Origin of the sequence: Aeromonas sp. sif0611 (genome assembly GCF_019218845.1) — a bacterium.
Lineage (GTDB): Bacteria > Pseudomonadota > Gammaproteobacteria > Enterobacterales > Aeromonadaceae > Aeromonas > Aeromonas media.
The window spans coordinates 172,932-193,269 of the sequence record NZ_JAHUWU010000004.1 but is presented as its reverse complement, the minus strand read 5'-3'; the positions used below and the strand labels follow the sequence as shown (position 1 = coordinate 193,269).

The 20,338-nt window shown below is 64.9% G+C and carries 15 protein-coding genes; 5 read left to right on the top strand and 10 right to left on the bottom strand.

Features of this window, described 5'->3' with window-relative positions; genetic code table 11:
• Positions 1-129 precede the first annotated feature (129 nt).
• Both KW824_RS11960 and KW824_RS11955 read left to right on the top strand, forming a co-directional pair.
• Positions 130-2,274 carry a TonB-dependent siderophore receptor gene (locus tag KW824_RS11960; protein ID WP_218409902.1) on the top strand — a complete coding sequence of 715 codons (2,145 nt, stop codon included), beginning with the start codon at positions 130-132 and terminating at the stop codon, positions 2,272-2,274.
• 92 nt (positions 2,275-2,366) lie between these two features.
• The gene (locus tag KW824_RS11955; protein WP_218410001.1) at positions 2,367-3,158 is read left to right on the top strand and encodes a siderophore ferric iron reductase; all 792 of its coding nucleotides are present in this window, start codon (positions 2,367-2,369) and stop codon (positions 3,156-3,158) included.
• Between the two features lie 55 nt (positions 3,159-3,213).
• Here the strand turns inward: KW824_RS11955 and KW824_RS11950 are convergent, their stop codons facing one another.
• Positions 3,214-4,146, bottom strand: coding sequence for a LysR substrate-binding domain-containing protein (locus tag KW824_RS11950; protein WP_218409901.1), 933 nt, complete (start codon positions 4,144-4,146; stop codon positions 3,214-3,216).
• A gap of 161 nt (positions 4,147-4,307) precedes the next feature.
• On the opposite strand from KW824_RS11950, the gene metE reads away from it, so the two are divergent.
• Together metE and KW824_RS11940 are read left to right on the top strand one after the other, a co-directional pair.
• Positions 4,308-6,572 carry a 5-methyltetrahydropteroyltriglutamate--homocysteine S-methyltransferase gene (gene metE / locus KW824_RS11945; protein WP_218409900.1) on the top strand — a complete coding sequence of 755 codons (2,265 nt, stop codon included), beginning with the start codon at positions 4,308-4,310 and terminating at the stop codon, positions 6,570-6,572.
• Positions 6,573-6,937: 365 nt separating this feature from the next.
• Positions 6,938-8,074 carry an HPP family protein gene (locus tag KW824_RS11940; protein WP_218409899.1) on the top strand — a complete coding sequence of 379 codons (1,137 nt, stop codon included), beginning with the start codon at positions 6,938-6,940 and terminating at the stop codon, positions 8,072-8,074.
• Between the two features lie 30 nt (positions 8,075-8,104).
• On the opposite strand, the gene KW824_RS11935 is transcribed toward KW824_RS11940, so the two are convergent.
• Entirely contained in the window at positions 8,105-10,036 is a 1,932-nt protein-coding gene (locus KW824_RS11935; protein WP_218409898.1) for an amidohydrolase, read from the bottom strand.
• Between the two features lie 167 nt (positions 10,037-10,203).
• Here KW824_RS11935 and KW824_RS11930 point away from each other — a divergent pair, with 167 nt between their 5' ends.
• On the top strand, positions 10,204-10,878 hold the full coding sequence (locus KW824_RS11930) for a TetR/AcrR family transcriptional regulator (RefSeq protein ID WP_043129816.1): 675 nt from the start codon (positions 10,204-10,206) through the stop codon (positions 10,876-10,878).
• 71 nt (positions 10,879-10,949) lie between these two features.
• On the opposite strand, the gene KW824_RS11925 is transcribed toward KW824_RS11930, so the two are convergent.
• From KW824_RS11925 to nrfD, 8 genes are all read right to left on the bottom strand, one after another.
• Positions 10,950-12,203 carry a D-amino acid dehydrogenase gene (locus tag KW824_RS11925; RefSeq protein WP_218409897.1) on the bottom strand — a complete coding sequence of 418 codons (1,254 nt, stop codon included), beginning with the start codon at positions 12,201-12,203 and terminating at the stop codon, positions 10,950-10,952.
• Between the two features lie 153 nt (positions 12,204-12,356).
• The gene (locus KW824_RS11920; protein ID WP_218409896.1) at positions 12,357-13,877 is read right to left on the bottom strand and encodes a cryptochrome/photolyase family protein; all 1,521 of its coding nucleotides are present in this window, start codon (positions 13,875-13,877) and stop codon (positions 12,357-12,359) included.
• Entirely contained in the window at positions 13,877-14,020 is a 144-nt protein-coding gene (locus KW824_RS11915) for a DUF2256 domain-containing protein (protein WP_081934443.1), read from the bottom strand. The genes KW824_RS11920 and KW824_RS11915 overlap by 1 nt, the downstream gene beginning before the upstream one ends.
• 166 nt (positions 14,021-14,186) lie before the next feature.
• Positions 14,187-15,107 carry a serine hydrolase gene (locus KW824_RS11910; RefSeq protein ID WP_005327904.1) on the bottom strand — a complete coding sequence of 307 codons (921 nt, stop codon included), beginning with the start codon at positions 15,105-15,107 and terminating at the stop codon, positions 14,187-14,189.
• Positions 15,108-15,456: 349 nt separating this feature from the next.
• A complete protein-coding gene (nrfF, locus tag KW824_RS11905; protein WP_218409895.1) occupies positions 15,457-16,647 on the bottom strand; it encodes a heme lyase NrfEFG subunit NrfF in 1,191 nt (396 codons plus the stop codon).
• Complete coding sequence (locus tag KW824_RS11900) at positions 16,644-17,219, bottom strand: DsbE family thiol:disulfide interchange protein (protein ID WP_218409894.1); 576 nt, start codon at positions 17,217-17,219, stop codon at positions 16,644-16,646. The genes nrfF and KW824_RS11900 overlap by 4 nt, the downstream gene beginning before the upstream one ends.
• Positions 17,216-19,180 carry a heme lyase NrfEFG subunit NrfE gene (gene nrfE / locus KW824_RS11895; RefSeq protein ID WP_218409893.1) on the bottom strand — a complete coding sequence of 655 codons (1,965 nt, stop codon included), beginning with the start codon at positions 19,178-19,180 and terminating at the stop codon, positions 17,216-17,218. Before nrfE ends, KW824_RS11900 begins: the two co-directional genes overlap by 4 nt.
• A 149-nt stretch (positions 19,181-19,329) precedes the next feature.
• Entirely contained in the window at positions 19,330-20,283 is a 954-nt protein-coding gene (gene nrfD, locus KW824_RS11890) for a cytochrome c nitrite reductase subunit NrfD (protein ID WP_218409892.1), read from the bottom strand.
• Between the last annotated feature and the right edge of the window lie 55 nt (positions 20,284-20,338).

Here is a 20,338-nt window from a genome sequence, read left to right as displayed (position 1 = left end):
TGATCTCGCCTGTTTTTCGCCTCTCTGCCCGCCAAGATGCCCCAAATTGTTAATTCAGGGGCAAATTAGCACAATAAAATGCAAATGATATTTGTTACTATTCACATGCAGTAGGCAGTCGAGGATCAGATGCAACTTGTTCACCCCCCATTGACCGTGGTCGCCGCAACCATCTCCGCCCTGTTGGCAGGCTCAGTGCTGGCCGCCGCGCCCGGCAGCCAGGACGCGGCGCTTGCCGACGAGACCCTGACCGTGCTCGGTCAGACCTATCGCAACACGGCGACCAAGACCCGGCTTGACCCCATCGAGACGCCCCAGGCGATCTCGGTCGTGGAGAGCGAGACCCTGGAGCAGCGCGGTGTCAGCTCGGTGAGCGAGGCGCTGCGTTACGTGCCCGGCGTCAACACCGAACTGCGGGGCGGGGCGGTCAACCGGCTGGATCTGTTCAACATCCGCGGCTTTGACAACTACCAGAACTTCTATGACGGCCTCTTGCTGCAATACAACGAGTGGAACCTGCAACCCCAGATAGATCCGGTGGCCATCGAGCAGCTGGAGGTGTTCAAGGGGCCAACCTCGGTGCTCTACGGCAGCATGCCCCCCGGCGGCATGGTCAACCTCATTGCCAAGCGCCCTCAGCGGGAGAGCAAGCACAGCGTCAGCGTGGCGACGGGGACGGGCACCCTCAAGGAGATGACCCTCGACAGCACAGGCGCCATCAACGAGCAGCTCGCCTACCGGGTGGTGGGGCTGGCCCGTCAGAAGGAGGGCCAGGCGGTGACCTCCGAAGAGGAGCGCTACGTATTCGCGCCCTCCCTCGACTGGCAGCTGAGTGATCGCACCCTGCTGAACCTCAACCTCTACTACCAGAAGGATCCGCAAGCCGGCATCTACACCACAGTACCGGCCAGCGGCTCGGTCAAGAGTAATCCCCTGGGGCAGCTTGGCAGCGACACCTTCCTCGGCGACGAGAACTGGAACGAGTACAATCGGGATGTGACCCTGCTCGGCTACAAGCTGAGCCACGACTTCAACGCCAACTGGCAGGTGCTGCAAAATGCCCGCTACATGGATGCCTCCGCCTATCAGCGCAACACCTACAACGCGGCCCTGGCGGCGGACAACCGCACTCTGGCTCGCAACGCTTATCTAACAGATGAAGCGTCGAAAGGTTTTGTCATCGACAACCAGCTGGCGGGCAAGGTGCAAACCGGCGGTGCCCAGCACAACCTGCTGCTTGGGGTCGATTATCAATATCTGGACGCGCGCATCCTCTACCGGGACACGCTCGATTACTCTGCGCCCGCCATCGACATCTTCAATCCGGACCACAACCAGATCCGGCCGGATGCCCTGACCTTCTCCTATGAGGATCGCAAGACCATTCGCCAGTCCCAGACCGGCGTCTATCTGCAGGATCAGGTGCGCCTCGACCGGCTGGTGGCAATAGGCGGCGCCCGCTACGACAGCTACCGGATGGACACCGACAGCCGCGGCCTCTACCAGGGAGCCGCCAGCCAGTCCCTGGCCCAGATCGATCAGGACAACCTCTCCTTCCGCCTCGGCGCCCTCTATGAGCTGGACTATGGCTTGTCACCCTATGTGAGCTATGCCGAGAGTTTCGAGCCGGTGCCGGGGGCGGACAAGAGCGGCAAGGCGTTCGATCCCGCTACCGGCCATCAGTGGGAGGGGGGGCTCAAGTTCCTCTCCGAGGACATGAGCAAGACGGCCACGATCTCGGCGTTCCATATCACCAAGGAGAACGCCCTGGTGACGGATCCGGACAACGTCTACGGGCCCAAGCTGCAGACCGGCGAAATCGTCTCCAGGGGGATAGAGCTGGAAGGGCGCGCCGATCTCACCAGCCGGCTGGATCTGGCGCTGAGCTATACCCTTCAGGACATGGAGATCACCAAGGACACCACGGATCTGCAGGGCAAGACCCCGGTCTGGGTGCCCAGGCAAATGGCCTCCTTGTGGAGCAACTACCTGCCGGGCGGCAGCCTGGAGGGAATGCGGGTCGGCGCCGGCCTGCGCTACGTGGGGGAGGCCCAGCTCGATGCCGCCAACACCGATACAGTGCCGGATTATCTGCTGATGGACATGTCCGTCTCCTATGATCTCGCCGCCCTCAGCGCGAGCATGAAGGGGATGGGGGTATCGCTTAGCGCCAGCAACCTGCTGAACAAGACCTACTACTCCTGCTACGACCAGAACAACTGCTGGTTCGGGGCTGAGCGCAATGTGGAGGCTCGACTCAAATACGCATTCTGACCTTGCGCCCCGGACCTGCGCCGGGGCCCTCTCATCACGGGATACCGGCGCGTGGCGGCCCCTCTGGCAGCACCTCGACTGGGTTTGGCAGTCTGCTCAACCACCGGCAGGCCCGCCACCAGGCGGACCATGATGCCCTGTTCGCCGCCGCCGAGCAGCTCATTCCCTCCCTCAAGGGGCGGCTGACGGCTGGGGATATGCCGCTGCTGGCGATGGCTGATGCCGACATGGCTCCCGGGGCTGTGACGCTGGCGCTGCACGAGCACTGGCGGCTGGCACATCCGGAGGCGGGCCCCGCCTATTGGCTGACCCGCAGCTGGGGCATGCTCTGCTGGCAGTCCATCTATCTCGCCATGGTGGCCGTCTATCGCGTCGGGGCCGTGCCCTCACTGGATCGCATGGGGCTGGACTATGGTGCCGGACTGGTGTCTGGTTTCAGCCTGCCGGCCCTGCCTATGATCAGGGGCGAGCGGGAGGTACTGATCGAGGCGGCAGGACGGCGCTTGCGCCGCCATTGGCAGGGATTGTTCGAGGCGATGGCCAGCGGGCAGCGGCTGAGGCCCGGCTTCGTGCGCCCGCTCCTGGCTGACGATCTGCTGGCGGCCCTGGTGCGGGTGCCGGATTTCTTCGACGAGGTGAGCCGCGAGCAGGTGGCGGCCCATGCGCCGCTCTGGTTGGCCGCCTGCGGCCTGCCCGCCGAGCATCTGGCGGGTTGGCGCCTGGCGGTGGAGCCGGCGGGTGAGACGAGCGCCGCTCCCGGCTATGTGCGCCAGCGCTGCTGCCTGCACCACAAGCGCAGCGACGGCAGCCTGTGCGACAACTGCCCAAGGCAGCAGGATCCTCAAGCCCGCTGTGGTGATGGGACGACGCAAGCACAGCAATAAACGGTTGAATAGTTGGCAAGGCCGCCCCCAGGGGCGGCTTTTTCATGCCCTCTCATTACTCGGCCATCTGGGTGCGAATGCGCTCGAACAGGCTCTGGAGACAGGCTTGATCCTTGTCGGCGGCACGCACGGCACCATACATATGGCGGCGGATCCCGGTGCCCAGAGGGCGCGCCTCAAGCAAGCCTTGGCGCACAAACTCTTCGCTGGCCCAGCGCGGCAGGGCGGCGACCCCGAGCCCGGCGGCGGCCATCTGCAGCATGACGGAGGTGTTGTCCACCGGCTTGCAGCGGGCGGGCTCCACCCCGGCGGGTTGCAGGAAACGGCTGAATACGTCCATGCGGGCCCGCTCCACCGGGTAGACCAGCAGCACCTCCTGTTTGAGATCGTCAGGGGCTATCCGGGCCTGCTGGCAGAGGAGGTGATCCGGCGCCATCACCAGGGTGAGATCGAAGGCGAACAGGGGCTCGAAATGGAGATCCCCGCGCGCCTGTACGTCCGAGGTGAGCAGCAGATCGAGCTGGCCGCCGAGCAGGGCGCTGATGGCATCGAAGCCGGGCACCGACTCCACCTCAAGGGCCACCCCGGGCCACTGGCGGCGAAAGCCCGGCAACAGCGGCAGCAGCCACTGGATGCAGCTGTGGCAATCCAGCGCCAGGTGCAGCCTGCCCGCATCCCCGCTGTGCAGGGCCAGCAGCTGGCGCTCGGTCTGGGCCAGAGCGGGCAGCACCTGGCGGGCCAGGGCCAGCAGATGCTGGCCGGCCGCCGTCAATACCAGGGGGCGGCTCTTGCGCAGATAGAGCTCCAGGTTGAGGCGGGTCTCCAGCTCTTTCAACTGGTGGGAGAGGGCGGACTGGGTGAGATTGAGGCAGAGCGCCGCCCCCGCCAGGGAGCCCTGCTCGGCCAGGGCACTGATGGTCTTCAGGTGCTTGAGATCGATGCCCGTGTTGGTGTTCTGATGGCTGGTCGACTGGTTGGGCACACCCATGGCACTGCTCCTTTGTGCGTCAGTTGAGGATTTCTTGAGAGCCAGTTGAAGAGGATTCAATAGCCAAGGTCACCTTATCTCGTCACTCTAGATGTGTAAACATCTGGATGGCTAAATCATCCAGTTTCCCATCAGATGAATGAGCATAAGGAATTGGACCTATGACACGAGCACACACCCTGGGCTTCCCCCGCATCGGCGCCAAGCGCGAGTTGAAATTTGCCCTGGAATCCTACTGGCGTGGCGAGACCACCCAGGCCGAGCTGGTCGCCGTGGGCAAGAGCCTGCGTGAGCGCCACTGGCAGGCGCAGCGCACCGCCGGGGTCAACCTGCTGCCGGTGGGCGACTTCGCCTGGTACGATCAGGTGCTCGGCACCAGCCTGCTGGTGGATGCCGTGCCTGCCCGTCACCGCCACGGCGACACCGATCTCGACACCCTGTTCCGGGTCGCCCGTGGCCGTGCGCCGACCGGCCCGGCTGCCGCCGCCGCCGAGATGACCAAGTGGTTCAACACCAACTACCACTACCTGGTGCCTGAGTTCAGCCGCGATCAGCGCTTCAAGCTGGGCTGGAGCCAGCTGTTTGACGAAGTCGAAGAGGCCAAGGCGCTGGGGCTGCCGGTCAAGGCGGTGCTGCTGGGCCCTGTCTCCTACCTCTGGCTCGGCAAGGAGAAAGAGAGCGGTTTCTCTCGTCTGGAATTGCTCGATCGCCTGCTCATCGTCTATCAGGAGATCCTGGCGAAGCTGGCAGCACAAGGGGTGGAGTGGGTGCAGATAGACGAGCCGGCCCTGGCGCTGGACTTGCCGGACGAGTGGCGTCTGGCCTATCTCAATGCCTACGAGCGCCTCGCCGGCCCCTGCAAGCTGCTGCTCACCACCTATTTCGGCTCGGTCGCCCATCAGCGCGACATCATCACCAGCCTCAAGGTGGATGGCCTGCACCTGGATCTGGTGGCCGCCCCCGAGCAGCTGGAGACCCTCGTGCCGCATCTGCCGGCTCAGTGGGTCCTCTCGGCTGGGGTCATCAACGGCCGCAACGTCTGGCGTGCCAACCTGGGCAAGCTGGCACCGACGCTGAAAGCGCTGAAGGAGAAGCTCGGCGAGCGCCTCTGGGTGGCCTCCTCCTGCTCATTGCTGCACAGCCCGGTGGATTTGACCCTGGAGCACGAGCTGGATCCCCAGACCCGCAGCTGGTTCGCCTTCGCCCTGCAAAAGTGCTACGAGCTGGGGCTGCTGGCGGACTACCTGGATGGGGGCGAGCTCGACAAGATCACTGCATACAGTCAGCCTATCGTCGATCGGGAGTCCGACAGCCGGGTTCACAAGAAGGCGGTGCAGTCGCGGCTCGCCAGCCTCACCAACAGCGACTTCGATCGCCAGAGCGCCTACCCGGTGCGTGCCGACGCTCAGCGCACCGATCTCAAGCTGCCGCTGCTGCCCACCACCACCATAGGCTCCTTCCCGCAGACCTCCGACATCCGGTTGCTGCGCCAGGAGTGGCGTGCCGGTCGCATCGACGACGCAGCTTACGAGGCGGGCATCCAGGCCCAGATCAAGGACGCAATTGAGCGCCAGGAAGCCATAGGGCTGGACGTGCTGGTGCACGGCGAAGCCGAGCGCAACGACATGGTGGAGTATTTCGGTGAGCTGCTGGATGGCTTTGCCATCACCCGCTTCGGCTGGGTACAGAGCTATGGCTCCCGCTGCGTCAAGCCGCCGGTGATCACCCGGGATATCGACAGACCCACCCCGATGACGCTCGAGTGGACCCAGTTTGCCCAGAGCCTGACCGACAAGCCGGTCAAGGGCATGCTGACCGGCCCGGTGACCATACTCTGCTGGTCCTTCCCGCGCGAAGACGTGAGCCGGGAGCAGTCCGCCCAGCAGATTGGCCTGGCCATTCGCGACGAGGTGGCTGACTTGGAAGCCGCCGGCATCAAGATCATCCAGATCGACGAGCCGGCGATCCGTGAGGGGCTGCCCCTGCGCAAACAGGATCACCAGGCCTATCTGGACTGGGCGGTGCGCGCCTTCCGCCTGAGTGCCAGCCCTGTGGTGGACAGCACCCAGATCCACACCCACATGTGTTACAGCGACTTCAACCTCATCATAGAGGCGGTGGCGGCGCTGGATGCGGACGTGATCACCATAGAGACCAGCCGCAGCCAGATGCAGTTGCTCGAAGCGTTCGAGCGCTTCAACTACCCCAACGAGATCGGCCCGGGCGTGTATGACATCCACTCGCCGAACGTGCCGAGCCAGGGCTGGATTGAGGATCTCATTCGCAAGGCGGCCAAGCAGATCCCGGCCGACAGGCTCTGGGTCAACCCGGACTGTGGCCTCAAGACCCGCGGCTGGGAAGAGACCACGGCTGCCCTCAAGGTGATGGTCGATGCGACCAAGGCGCTGCGGGCCGAGCTGGCCTGACCCCCCAGCAAACAACAAGAGAGTACGGGCATAACGAGAGAGGGACGGCGCAAGCCTTCCCTCCTTTTTTGCATGACGGCCTTGGGGCCCTCAGGGGGGAGCGGCAGGGGAGTGCCGGTTGGCGAGTATGGTGCCGGGCTTTGCGGCCGGTGACGCGCCTGCGATGGCGCCTACCGCGCGAGCGCCTCGGCCAGCCAGCGCCGGTCGAGGGAAATGGTATTGCGATCCCCGATCACCGGATTGAGGTGTACCGCGTCCGGGGCGCCGGGATCCTGAGGCCGCAATGATGCCCGTGCTGGTGCTGGGGGGTGAGAATTGGCTAGAATCGCGCATTTGAAATAAATGTTATCGTCGGCGGGAGCAGGATGCAGTTCAGGGATTTTTTACCGGTATCGACCAATACCAGCCTCAAAGAGAGTTGTTACGGCGCCCTTGGCGCCTTCGTCGGATTGCTGGGCACCGCCTTGCTGTGCCAGTGGGGACTGGGACTCGAGGTGCACTGGCTGATCGCCCCCATGGGGGCCTCCGCCGTGCTGCTGTTTGCCGCCCCGGCGAGTCCTCTGGCTCAACCCTGGTCCATCCTGGTGGGCAACGGGGTATCGGCCCTGATGGGGGTGGTCAGTGCCAGCCTGGTGCCGGACATGGCGCTCGCCTCGGCCCTGGCGGTGATGTTGGCCATCGCCGCCATGTTCCTCACCCGCAGTCTGCATCCCCCCGGCGGCGCCGTGGCCCTGACCGCCGTCATCGGCGGTGAGGGGATCCGGGCGCTGGGGGGGGGTTATGTGTTGCTGCCGGTGCTGCTCAACTCCCTGCTGTTGCTGACTCTGGGGTTGCTATACAACCGCGCCCTGGGGCGCCGTTATCCTCATGGCGGCAAGGTGGCGCCCAATCGCCACCAGACGGCGGATCCCCAGCCGAGTGCCCGGCTGGCCACCCAGGACATTGACTTTGCCCTGGAAAAGCATGAGGAGCTGCTGGACATCAGCCGCCAGGATCTGCAGGAGCTGCTGCAGGAGGCCCAGTTGCACGCCCTGCGGGGGCGAGTGGGCACGGTGCGCTGCCAGGAGGTGATGTCGCGGGATCTCGTCGTCACGGCGCCGCAAGCGCTCGCCATGGAGGCCTGGCACCTGCTCTCCCACCACCAGATCAAGGCGCTGCCGGTGGTGGACGAGGGAGACAAGCTGGTCGGCATCATCACACTGCATGATCTGATGATCGACCGGGTGGGCCGCCAGCCCAGGGCGCGAGCGGAGCTCGAGCAACTGACGGTGGCAGATCTGATGACCCGGGAGGTACACAAGGCGCGGCGCTACCAGCCCCTCTACGATCTGGTGGAAGCCTTCTCAGACGGCGGCCTTCACCACATGCCGGTGGTGGAAGGGGATCGGCTGGTGGGCATCATCACCCAGTCCGACATGGTGGCGGCGCTCTTCACCCTGGCCCTGAAACCCGGGCTGACGGAGGACGAGGTGCCCCCTGTGAGCCATAAGAATGAGCCATAAGAAACGGGCCCCTCGCGGGGCCCGTGTCGTTCAGGGTTTGCGGTAGACGGTCTCCCCCATGAAGACCGTCTGCTCGACCCGGGTCTGTGCGATCTGTTCCGGCGTGCCGGCCTTGACCAGGGCGAACAGATCCCGGTCCAGCACGATGAAGTCCGCCGACTTGCCCGCCTCGATGGAGCCGGTGATCGCCTCCTGGCGCACCGCCCTGGCGCCGTTGATGGTGTAGGCGGCCAGCATCTCGGTCAGTGAGGTGCGCTGACTGGCCCGGAAGTCGTCGCCGCTGCCGGCCGCCTTCATTATGCCGGCGGCCATGTTCTCGAACGGGCGCGGATCCCGGCTGTCTACCGGGGCGTCGCTGCCCGCCACCAGCACGGCGCCGGCCTGGCGCGAATGCTCTACCGGATAGAGCGCATCATGGAGATATCCCATGGGATCGTAGATGGCCTCGCTCAGGGACTGTCCAACCTTGGTTGGCTGGATGAAGGGGCTGACCAGCATGTCATAGGCAAGCTGGGGCGTGGTCCAGGCATAGGTAAAAGTGAGGTAGAGGCCAAGCTCGCCGAGGCGTTTCTGATCGTCCGGGTGCACCACCTGCAGGTGGGCCAGGGTGTGGGGGATGTGGCTCTCCCCGTTGCTGGCGCGGGCCGCCTCCAGGGCATCGAGGGCCACCCGCGTGCTGCGATCGCCGATGCTGTGCATGTGAATGCCAAACCCGGCCCCATCCAGCGCCGTGACGTAGCGCGCCAGATCCGCCTCCTTGTAGTTGACGATGCCGTTGCTGCCCGCATCCTCGCTGTCCGCTGTGATGCTCACCTCGCCGCTGGCAGGATCCAGGGCCAGATGCGGGTTCTGGTAATTCTCCAGCATGCCGGCATTGGGCAGGAAGGGAGGGCTGGTGAAGGGATCTCCCTCCAGCACACCGTCGAGGAAGATCTTCACCGTATCGGCCTTGATGAGGGGGTTGCCTGCGAAGGTGTCGCGCACCTGGCTCGCCTTGGCCAGGTGGCCGGCGATGTCCAGCTTGCCGCTGTAGTCATCCTGGTGGAAGCAGGTGGCGGCGGTGACGCGCATGTGCAGCAGATCCTGGTCCTGCATGTTGAGCAGGCGCTGTCGGATGAAGTCGTTGGCGCAGGCATCCTGCACGCCCGTGATGCCGCGGGACGCCATCAGCGCCGAGATGGCGGGGAGTATCTTGTCATACTGGGCCGCCGCCTGCTCGCCCTCCGCGCTCAGCACACCGGTGTCGGGGACCGCAATGGCGCTGCGTGCCGCGTCCCGGATCACGCCGGTTGCCAGATCCACATAGGGGATGAAGGCATCGAACACGCCGCCCGGGGCCAGGGTGATGGCATTGAAGCCGACCACATTGCCGTCTTTGTCCTGTGCCTGCGCCAGTGCCTGGGAGTTGTAGCCGCCGGCATGGCCGTCGACCCCGGCCAGCATCACGGGGTTGTTAGGCGCCGCCGCATCCAGGGCCGCCAGCAGGGTGGCATGGGTGGCGGTGGGGGTGTTGCCGTCATAGGGCGACCACTGGTTGACCACCAGCCAGTCCCCGGACGCCGGGGCGTAGCGGGGCAGGCACTCACCGATCTTGGCCGCGAGCTGATCCAGGTTGACGCTCTGGCCGTCCAGATCGCACATGTCCAGCGCCACTGTGCCGAGCAGGTGGATGTGGTTGTCGTGCAGGCCAGGCAGCACCATCCTGCCTTGCAGATCCACCACCCGGGTCGCCCCGTTCTTCAGGGCCTCGGCCCCCTCGCGGGTGCCCACGTAGGTGAACTTGCCGCCTTGCACCACCATGGCCTCGGCCTGGCTGCGTGTCCCATCCTGGGTGTGGATCTTGCCGTTGAGATAGAGGGTATTGTCCTGTGGTGCTTCACTGCTGTCCTGCTGGCAGCCGAGCAGGCCAGTCACCAGCAGGGCGATGGCGCCCAGCCTGAGACGGGGGTATTTGCTATCCATAGCGCGCTCTCCTTGGGTTAATTGCAGTTTTTACTGCAGATATGAGCACCTATGGTTATTGCAGCTATTCTGAAAAATGCCAGTTATTGCTGCACTTTTTTTTACTTGTGTTTATCTTGTCTCATCATGTAGTTATGAAAAACAGTCACCATGGCGGGAGAAACGGGATGGCGGAACATTGTTTGCCGGATGGACTCTGCATGCGGCGTCAACCCAGGCAACAGCGCAGTCAGGAGGTGGTGAGCCGCATCGAGCAGGCCACCCTGGCCCTGTTGCGGGAACAGGGGTTTGCGGCCCTCAACACCAATGCCATCGCCGCCCGCGCCGGGGTGGGCATCAAGTCCCTCTATCACCTCTACCCCAACAAGGAGGCGATCATCTGCCAGCTGGCCATGGCGTGGCTGGCGGCGGTGTGCGAGGCGCAGGAGGCCATCCGCGAGCAGGCCGACAGCTGGCCACAGACGCTCCTGTTGCTGGATGAGGCACTGGAGGCACTGGACGATCGCTTCGTCGGCTATGGGGCGCTGTGGCAGGCGATGGATCTGATCCCCGCCCTGCACGGGGTCGAGCAGGAGCACGAGGGACGCCAGATAGCCTTCTGGTCCGAGCGGCTGCGCCACTTTGGCTGTCGCTGGCCCGAGCCCGAGCTCACCACCCTGGTACGCTACTTCTACCGCACCGCAGACGTGGCCAAGCAGTGCACCAAGGGGCAGGGGGAGGCGGGGAGTGCGCTGTGGCAACTGCACCGGCGCTGGAGCGAGCAACTGATGATGGCGGCCATCGAGGAGGCGGATCCCGCCCGGGTCTGGCATGCCCTGCCCGGGTTGGTGCCCGCGGCCTGACAAGGCTTGGAGAAACGAGAGAGGGAGTGCCTGGCACTCCCTCTCTTACATTGGGTGCTGCGCCATTCGGGCTAGCCGTAACGCGCCAGGGTCAGCCCCTCGTCGCTGATGGCGGGGGCGCTGCCCGAGATGAGATCGCTGAGCAGCTGGCCCGACCCCGCGGCCATGGTCCAGCCCAGGGTGCCGTGGCCGGTGTTGAGCCACAGACCCGGGATGGGGCTGGGGCCCACCAGGGGGGTGCCATCCGGCGTCATGGGGCGCAGCCCGGTCCAGAACTCGGCGCGGGAAAGATCGCCCCCCTCGGGGAAGAGATCCCTCACCACCATGGCCAGGGTGTCGTGACGTTTGGGGTTGAGCGCCAGATTGAAGCCAGACAGCTCGGCCATGCCGCCGACCCGGATCCGCTCATCGAAACGGGTGATGGCGACCTTGTAGGTTTCATCCAGCACAGTGCTGCGAGGAGCACCATTGGCGTCCGTCATCGGCAGGGTGAGGGAGTAGCCCTTGACCGGGTAGACGGGGAGCGCTATTCCTAAGGGCTTCAGGAAGCCGGTGCCATAGCTCCCCAGCGCACAGACGATGGCGTCGGCCTGGAAGCGCTGCTCGCCCGCGCGCACCGCCACGGCGCGCCCTTTGGCGAGCTCGATTTCGTCGATGGGGCAGTTGAAGACGACGGTCACCCCGAGTTTCTGTGCCTCGGCGGCCAGGGCCTGGGTGAAGCGGAAGCAGTCCCCCGTCTCGTCCCCCGGCAGGCGCAGGCCCCCCACCACCTTGCCGCGTACCCGGGCCAGGGCGGGCTCCACCTCTTCACAGCCGCCGGCATCCAGGGACTGGTAGGGGACGCCGTACTCTTCCAGCACCTCGATATCGCGCTGGCTGGCGTCCCGCTGAGCCTGGCTTCGGAACAGCTGCAGGGTGCCGAGCTGGCGCCCCTCGTAGTCCAGGGCCAGCTCGTCCCTGAGCACCTTCATGCAGTCGCGGCTGTATTCGGCCAGCCGCACCATGCGCCCCTTGTTGACCGCATAGGCCGCCGGGGTGCAGTTGGCGAACATCTTCAGCATCCAGCTCAGCTGGAAGGGATCCGCGGTGGGGCGGACCGTGAAGGGAGCGTGCTTTTGCAGCAGCCACTTGGCGGCCTTGAGGGGAATGCCTGGGGCAGCCCAGGGGGAAGCATAACCCGGGGAGATCTGACCCGCATTGGCATGGCTGGTTTCAAGCGCCACCCCGTCACGTCGCTCCAGCAGGGTCACCTTGTGACCGGCCTTGGCCAGATACCAAGCGCTGGTCACACCGACCACGCCACCACCGAGTACCACTATGTCCATCTTGTCTCTCCTTGACTGGGGCCTTCACCTTAATCAGCCGCCACAGGATATTCAACTGGTGTCGATGTCATTGGTGGTTATCGCTGTTTACATTTTGTTAACTGGCTCTCAATGTTGTGATTTTCTCTAGTGTTGGCATGAAATCCTGCCACCTCAGAGGCGCTCCAGGTGGAGCAGATGGTGCTCCGCCGTCGCCAGCATGGCCTGCCGCTGCGCCTCGGGTTGGTCGTCCCAGTTGGCATAGGGGAGGGCGAGGCGGGGATTGGCTCCCAGCTTGTCCCGATGGCGCCATAAAAAGTGCCAGTAGAGGCTGTTGAACGGGCAGCTGTCCGGACCGCTGCGGGCCTTCACCTCATAATGACACCCCTTGCAGTAGTGGCCCATGCGCGCCAGATAGGCACCGCTGCTGGCGTAGGGCTTGCTGCCCATCAGGCCGCCGTCGGCGAACTGGCTCATGCCGCGGGTGTTGGGCAGCTCCACCCACTCGATGGCATCCACGTAGATGCCGAGATACCAGGCGTCCACCTCGTCCGGATCTATCCCCGCCAGCAGGGCAAAGTTGCCGGTCACCATCAGCCGCTGGATGTGGTGGGCGTAGCCGTGCTCGAGGGACTGGCGGATGGCGTGGCGCATGCACGCCATTCTGGTTTCACCGCTCCAGAAGAAGCCGGGCAGGGGGCGGTCGGCACCCAGGAAATTGACGCGGCCATAGGCGGGCATCTGCTCCCAGTAGAGGGCGCGGACAAACTCGCGCCAGCCGAGGATCTGGCGAATGAAGCCCTCCACCTGAGAGAGCGAAATGGTGGCCTGGTTGGCCCGCCAACGGGACTCGGCGGCGCGGATCACCTCGAGGGGGTGGAGCATCTTGCTGTTGAGCGAAAATGACAAGCGGCTGTGAAACAGGCTCCAGCCCCGCTCACTCAGGGCATCTTGATAGCGGCCGAAGTGGGGCAGGCAGTGCACCAGAAAGTGCTCGAGCAGTACGCGGCTCTGGCGCCGGGTGACCGGCCAGGGCAAGGCGCTGGCATCGGCATGGCCAATGGTGCTGACCCCGTGACGAGTCAGCATGGCGTCGATCTCGCTCACCTCGTTGGCAAAGGTGAGGGGCGCCGGGATGGGTTGGTTGTCCGGCAGTCTGGCGCGATTCTCGGCATCGAAGTTCCAGCGCCCGCCAAGGGGTTGGCCGCCTTCATCCAGCAGCACCCCGTATTGTTTTCTCAGGGCGCGGTAGAAGAACTCCATCCGGCCGTGGGGGTAGTGCTGCCAACCATCGCGGGGGGTGAGAAAATGTTCGCTATCTACCTCAGTGGCAGGGATGGCAAGGCCAGCCGCCCAGCTTTTCAACTGGCTGGCGAGGCGCCACTCGTCCGGGCTCTGCCAGGCAAAGCTGTCGGCTTGATGTGCTTCGAGCTGGGCCTCCAGCAAGCTGGGCAGGTCGGGCCAGGGGGCGCTCTCGTCCAGGGTCAGGTAACAGACCCGGTGACCGGCCTTGCCAAGGGCCGCCGCGAAGGCGCGCATGGCGGCAAAGAAGGCGAGCACCTTCTGGCGATGGTGGCGGCAGTAGTCCGTCTCCTGGCGCAGCTCTGCCAGCAGGTAGCAGACAGCCGGATCCGGGGTGCGAAACCAGCTGTGGCCGGCGTTCAGCTGATCGCCGAGGATGAGCCGCAGCTCCATCAGACCGACTCTCCCTGATGACGGCGGCAACGCTCGCTGCAATAGCGCACCTCGTGCCAGCAGCGCGCCCACTTGCGCCGCCAGGCGAACGGGCGCAGGCAGACGGGGCAGACTTTCTCGGGTAGATGGGGTTTGCGGTGCATGTTCCGCCTCGTTCACTGGGTTGGCCGATCTCTGCCTGCATAACGAAGCTCAGTCAGGATGGGATCACAGTGCGATGGGAAAGGGGGCGTTCCGGATTGCGTCAAGGGAGAGGCGCAATGAGAAGGCCCCCGCCGCACCTGTCGGTGCGGGGGTCTTCTGTGGCCGTTACTGGTTGCTGAACAACTTGGCGGGGGGCGTGGACTGGGCGGTCAGGGTCATGCGGCCCGAGGTTTCCAGCCAGCTCTTGATCTTTCTGGCATCGGCCACCCGCTCATTGGTGGTGTTGGCGTGGAGCAGCACCATGACCACGGGCTCATTGTTGACCCGAGTTCCCATGACCAGGCAGCGACCTGCCTCGCGGATGTAGCCGGTCTTGGAGACCAGGATGGGCCATTCGCCCTCCCGGACCAGGCGGTTGGAGTTGAGATAGTGCAGCTGGCGCTTGCCGTTGCGTACCAGGCGCTGTTCGGAGGAGGTGTATTGGCGGATCAGCGGGTAGGTGGACGCTGCGGCGGCCAGTTTGGCGAGGTCGTGGGCGGTGGAGACGTTGCGCGGGTTGAGACCTGTACTGTCGGCGAAATGGGTGCTCCACATGCCGAGCATGCGGGCCTTGGCATTCATCGCCTCGATAAAGGCCTTGCGACCCCCCGGGTAGTGCCGTCCCAATGCCGAGGCGGCGCGGTTCTCCGACGACATCAGGGCAATGTGCAGCATGTCGGCGCGGCTCAGGCGCGAGCCCACCGCGAGGCGCGAGCCCGTGCCCTTGAGTCTGTCCACGTCGTCCATGGTGACGGTGAGGGTCTCGTTGAGGCGCTGGTTGCCGTCCAGCACCACCAGCGCCGTCATCAGCTTGGTGATGGAGGCGATGGACATCACCCGGTTGGCGTTGCGTTCGGCCAGGATCTCGCCGGTTTTCGGGTTGGCGACCACGTAGGCATCGGATCTCAGGGCGAGATTGGTACGGGGCTCTAGCAGGCTGTTGGTGGAGGAAGAGGTCGCAGAAAACGGGTTGGCATGGGCGCTTTCCATGCTGGCGGGAAGGAGGAAGGCGCCGAGCAGCAGGGGAAGAAAAGGGCGAAGGTTCATGGTTTGGCTCTACTACGACAGACAGGGACATTTGGCTAAGTTATATGACGGTAATTGACGCTTCACAACGTCCGTGGGCCCGATATTTCAATTTTATGGGTTGGCGCACCTTGAAATAACCCGCGTTGGGGCTATGGGCGCACCCAGGGGAGTCATGACGGACCGGCCTAGGTCCGTTGTGCTCCCGACACGGTGCGCACTATAAGCCGGTGATGGCCGTGCTGACGACTCTTTTCGCACCTCAGGAAGCATTGCCCCGTCGAAAACGCCATTAATGACCCTGAGGACGGGGGAAACGGCGTCAGCGCAGGGAAAAGGGGGCACCGTTTTTGCAGCTGTCGGGGCCGACTCAGCCCCCCATCATGCGGGCTGTCTGGATCGCCTCGATCAGCGCGGCCCGGTTGATGCGGGGGCGCTCGCTGTCGAGCAACTGCTGCCAGAGGGCGATGGCCTGGGAGTAGCGGCCGTGCAGGAAGTGATCGGAGGCGAGCAGCATCAGGGCGCTCACCTCACCCTTGTCCTGCTTGAGTGCGCTACCCAGCAGGCGCTGCGCCTCCGGGGTGAGCTGCTGGCCTGCCTGGTAGTAGAGCACGGTGGCCTGGGCGGCCTGGGTCGCCGCGCTGGCGCCCCCTTCTTGCAGGGCTAGGCGCTGGTAGGCGAGCAGGGCGTTGTCGTACTCGTCCCGATAGAGATAGAGCTGGCCGAGCGCCGCCCAGCCGTCGAGATCGGCGGGGTTGGCTTGCAGGCGCTGGTGCAGGGCGCCCAGCTCCTTGTCCTGCAGATCCCGTGGGCTCAATCCCGCCAGCGGATCGGGGCGCGACTGATAAGCCTGCCACGCCTGATAGCGGCCGGTGCCGGCATAAATGCCGGCAATCAGTGCCAGCAGCAGGGCCCCAAGTAGTATCCATGACTGCAGCCTAAACTGCGGGCGGACGGTGCAATCCCTTACCAGCCGATCGCGCAGAGTTTGCTCGGCGGTTGGGGTGGCGTTGGCGAGGCGGGCCAGCTCCAGCTCCCGGTAGAGGCGGCTGTGAGGGGCAAGCCCCGCTTGCTGCTCGGCCATGATCAGCCGATTCAGCTCGGCCCTGGGGTCGTGGGCGATCGCCCCCTCGGCTCTGTCGCCGACAAGCGGCACCCGCGCCGGTTGCCGGCGATGCAGGCTCCTGCGCAGGCGATTGAGCGCCAGCAGCAGCAAGAGGGCGGGGCCGCCCCACAGCAGCGCCGTGCTGCTCTTGAAGGCGGGATCGTAGCGCACGAAATCGCCGAAGCGCTCTGTCATGCGGGCAATCACCTGCTCATCAGACTGCCCCTCGTCCACCCAGCGGTAGACCTCGAGCCGCAGATCCCGGGCGATGGGGGAGTTGGACTCCACCAGGTTCTGGTTCTGGCACTGGGGGCAGCGCAGGGCGCGGGCCAATTCCTGAGCGCGGGTCTGCCGCTCGGGGTGGCGAAACTCATAGGTGTCGACCCCGCTGGCAAGGGCCCCGAGGCTCAATGCCAGCAAGAGCGGCGCGATCAGGGCGTGGCCGAGACGGCTCATGGCTTGTTCTCCTGCACTTGCATATCCACTTCGGGCTGACTGGCGGTGTTACTGCGGGCCTCGGCAAGCAGGGGGGCAAACTGGCGCTGCCAGATCTCCCGGGTGAGCAGGCCGGTATGACGAGTCAGCAGGGTGCCGTCGCCGGCGAAGAGATAGGTCTCCGGCGTGCCGTAGACGCCGAGCTCCAGTGCGAGTTGGCCGTCGGGGTCGGCCAGCACGGCGCGATAGGGGTTACCCGCCTGCGTGAGCCAGGCGCGGGCGGCATCTCCCTTGTCCCGGTAGTTGAGGCCATAGAGGGGCACGGCGCTGGCCAGATCACCCAGCAGCGGATGCTCGGCGCGGCAGTTGGGGCACCAGCTGGCCCAGACGTTGAGCACGAAGGGCTCCCCCTTGAGCGCCGCGGTGTGGATAGGGGCGCCGCCAAGCAGATCGTCACTCTGCCAGGCGGGCAGGGTGCGCCCTGCGACGGCCTCATCCTGGCTGTAGGGATTGTTGCCAAGGCCGAGCCAGAGCAGGGCACCGAGCCCCAGGGCGAGCACGAGCGGCACGAACAGGCGCAGACGGGCGTTCATAAGGACTCCTGTTCAAGCCGAGGGCGAGGCGAAGAGCGTACCGGGCTGCGGCTAGGTGCCAGCAGCGGCCGGCGGGCGAGCAGGCGAAGGGTGCCACCCGCCATCATCAACAGGCCACCGAGCCAGATCCAGCGCACCAGCGGCTTGTAGTGCAGCCGCATGGCATAGGCGCCGGGCCCCATCTTCTCGCCAAGTACCACGTAGAGATCACCGAGCATTCCCCACTTGATCCCGGGCTCGTTCATGTTCATGGTGCGCACGCTGTAGTGGCGCCGCTCCGGCGTCAGCCGTGCCACCTCTTTACCGTCCTGATGCACGCTGAGAGTGGTGCGCTCGGCGGTGTAGTTGGGGCCGATGAAAGGCTCGCTCCCCTCATAGCGAAACTCGAAGGCGCCGAGGTGATAGGGTTGGCCTGCGGCGAGTACGGCGCCCCCCTCCTGGCTGTGGTGACTCACCTGCGCAATGCCGAGGGCGCACACCGCCACCCCGAGGTGGGCCAGCAGGCTGCCGAACCGATTGAGGGTGAGCTCACGCAGCAACGTCGGTTGTAAGAGCGGGAGCAGCAGGCTGGCCATCAGCCAGAGGCTCAGCACGTTGGCCGCGAGCCCCAGCCAGCCGCCCCGCAGCGGCTCGGGATAGGCGAGGCTCAGCAAGGTACCCCCCAGCAGGCCGAACAGGCATGGGAGCAGCACCTTGATGCGGCGCTGGGCTGCCAGATGCTGCCAGCGCAGGCGCGGCAGCTGGGTCATCAGCGCCATCAGACAGAGGGCCAGCGGCACGAAGATGGTATTGAAATAGGGGGCGCCCACCGAGAGCGAGCCCAGATGGAGCGACTGGAACACCATGGGGTAGAAGGTGCCGAGCAGCACGCTGGCGCAGGCCACGCTGAGCAGCAGGATGGTGGCACCGAGCAGCCCCTCTTTTGACAGCAAGCCAAAGCGGGCATAGGGGGCGCGAATGTCCGCCCGCAGGGCAAACAGGGTGAGGGCGCAGGTCAAGAGCAAACCGAGCAACAACAAGAGGGTGAGGCCGCGGCTGGGGTCAACCGCAAAGGCGTGCACCGAGGTGAGTACCCCGGAGCGCACCACGAAGGTGCCGAGCAGGCTCAGTGAAAAGGTAAAGATGGAGAGCAGCAGCACGGCGTGGCCGTAAGCGCCGCGCTTCTCGCACACCACCAGGGCGTGCAGCAGGGCGGTGCCAAGCAGCCAGGGTAAGAGGGAGGCATTCTCCACCGGATCCCAGAACCACCAGCCACCCCAGCCGAGCTCGTAATAGGCCCACCAGGAACCCAGCACGATGCCGGCGGTGAGAAACACCCAGGAGCCGAGCGCCCAGGGGCGGCTCCAGTGGGCCACGGCGCCATCAAGTCGCCCCGAGTGCAGCGCCGCCATGGCGAAGGCGAAGTTGACCGCAAAGCCGACGTAACCGAGATAGAGCAGGGGCGGGTGGATGATGAGGCCTATATCCTGCAGCATGGGATTGAGATCGCGCCCCTCCAGCGCCCCCGGGAACTGGCGGTCAAACGGGCTGGAGAAGATCAAGGTATAGAGGCCGAACAGCCCGACGATCAGCCCCATGATGGCCAATACCCGGGTGCGGATCAGCGGATCGACCCGCCTGGAGCAGAGGGCCACCAGGGCGCCCCACAGCCCCAGCGCAAAGACGAAAAAGAGCATGGAGCCTTCGTGGCCGCCCCACACGGCTGCCAGCTTGAAGCCAAGGGGCAGGGCGCTGTTGGCGTGCTGGGCCACATAGACCAGGGTAAAGTCATCCTGGCCAAAACAGCTGGCGAGCAGCAGCAGGGCGGCCAACAGCAGGAGCGCGACCAGGAGGGCCAGCGGTGTTGCGCAGCCCAGCAGCGGGCGTGAGGCGAGCCGCAGCCCCAGCCAGGGCAGCAGCCCTTGCAGCAGGGCGAGCCCGGTCGCCAGCAACAGTGAGAGATAGCCGAGCTCCGCCAGCACACAACCTCCAGTCAATCATTCGTCTATGTTATGCCGCAGCGTCTGCACCGTACCGGCGCTGGGGGATAACATTCACATTCTTGGCAACAACTCATCGCAACAAATAAGCGCCAGTCACCCGAAGGTGGCTGGCGCTGGTGATCATACCGTTATACGACTGTCATCTGGCCGGCATAGAGCACGAAGTAGCGCAGCAGCAGGATCCCTACCAGGGTCAGGCTGCAGACCAGCACCAGATAGCCGTTTTTGGCCCGCAGCGGCGCGGGAGCCAGCAGGGCCAGCAACTGGGGCAGCAGCATGCCGATGCCCACCACCCCGAGCCAGAACACCTGAGCCCAGAAGCCGCTACCGATAGCGGCCCACATGGCTGCCTCCTTCTGGCCGCCACCGAAGTAGAGGCCGGTAAAGAAACAGACCAGCAGCAACACCTCCACCGCCAGCACCGGCCGCTCGAAGCGGTGGACAAAGCTCACCCCCTGGCTGTGATGGTTCTCCTTGAACAGGGTGACCGCCAGCAAGATGGTGGAGGCGATGCCGGAGCTGACGCCAGAGATGAGGAACAGCACCGGCAGCACCGGGTTGTTCAAGAGCGGATAGGTCTTGAGCGCCGACAGCAGAAAGCCGGTGTAGGCCCCCAACAGCACGGCGAGCAGCAGCAAGAGCGGCGCCAGCAGCCGCTCGATGCGGGCAAGCCAGCCAATGAGGCTATCCACAAAGGCGAACTTCTCTTGCAGCAGGTGACGGCGCAAGGTCTCGATCTCGGCCCGAAACACCACCGCCAGCCAGGCGAACAGCACCGCCATGTAGACCTGGAACAGCATAACCCCCATCGACATCACGGAGTCGAACTGGTAGTGGAACATCAGCTTCCAGAAGGTCCAGGGGCGGGCCAAGTGGAAGATGAGGATCAGTAACCCCAGCACCACGCTCACCGGTGCCAGGATGGCGGTCGCCTTGATAATGCCGCTCTCGCTGCCGGCCCCCTTGCGGCGCAACAGCACCGAGAGGGTGGTGGCCCCGGCGGAGATGCCGAGCAGAAAGAGATAGATGGCGATCGGCCAGTCCCACACGAGGGAGGAGAAGTGAAATGCGTCATGCAACATGATCCATTCCTCCTTCTGTTACTGCGGTAGATGGCGATCGGACAAATCCCCACAC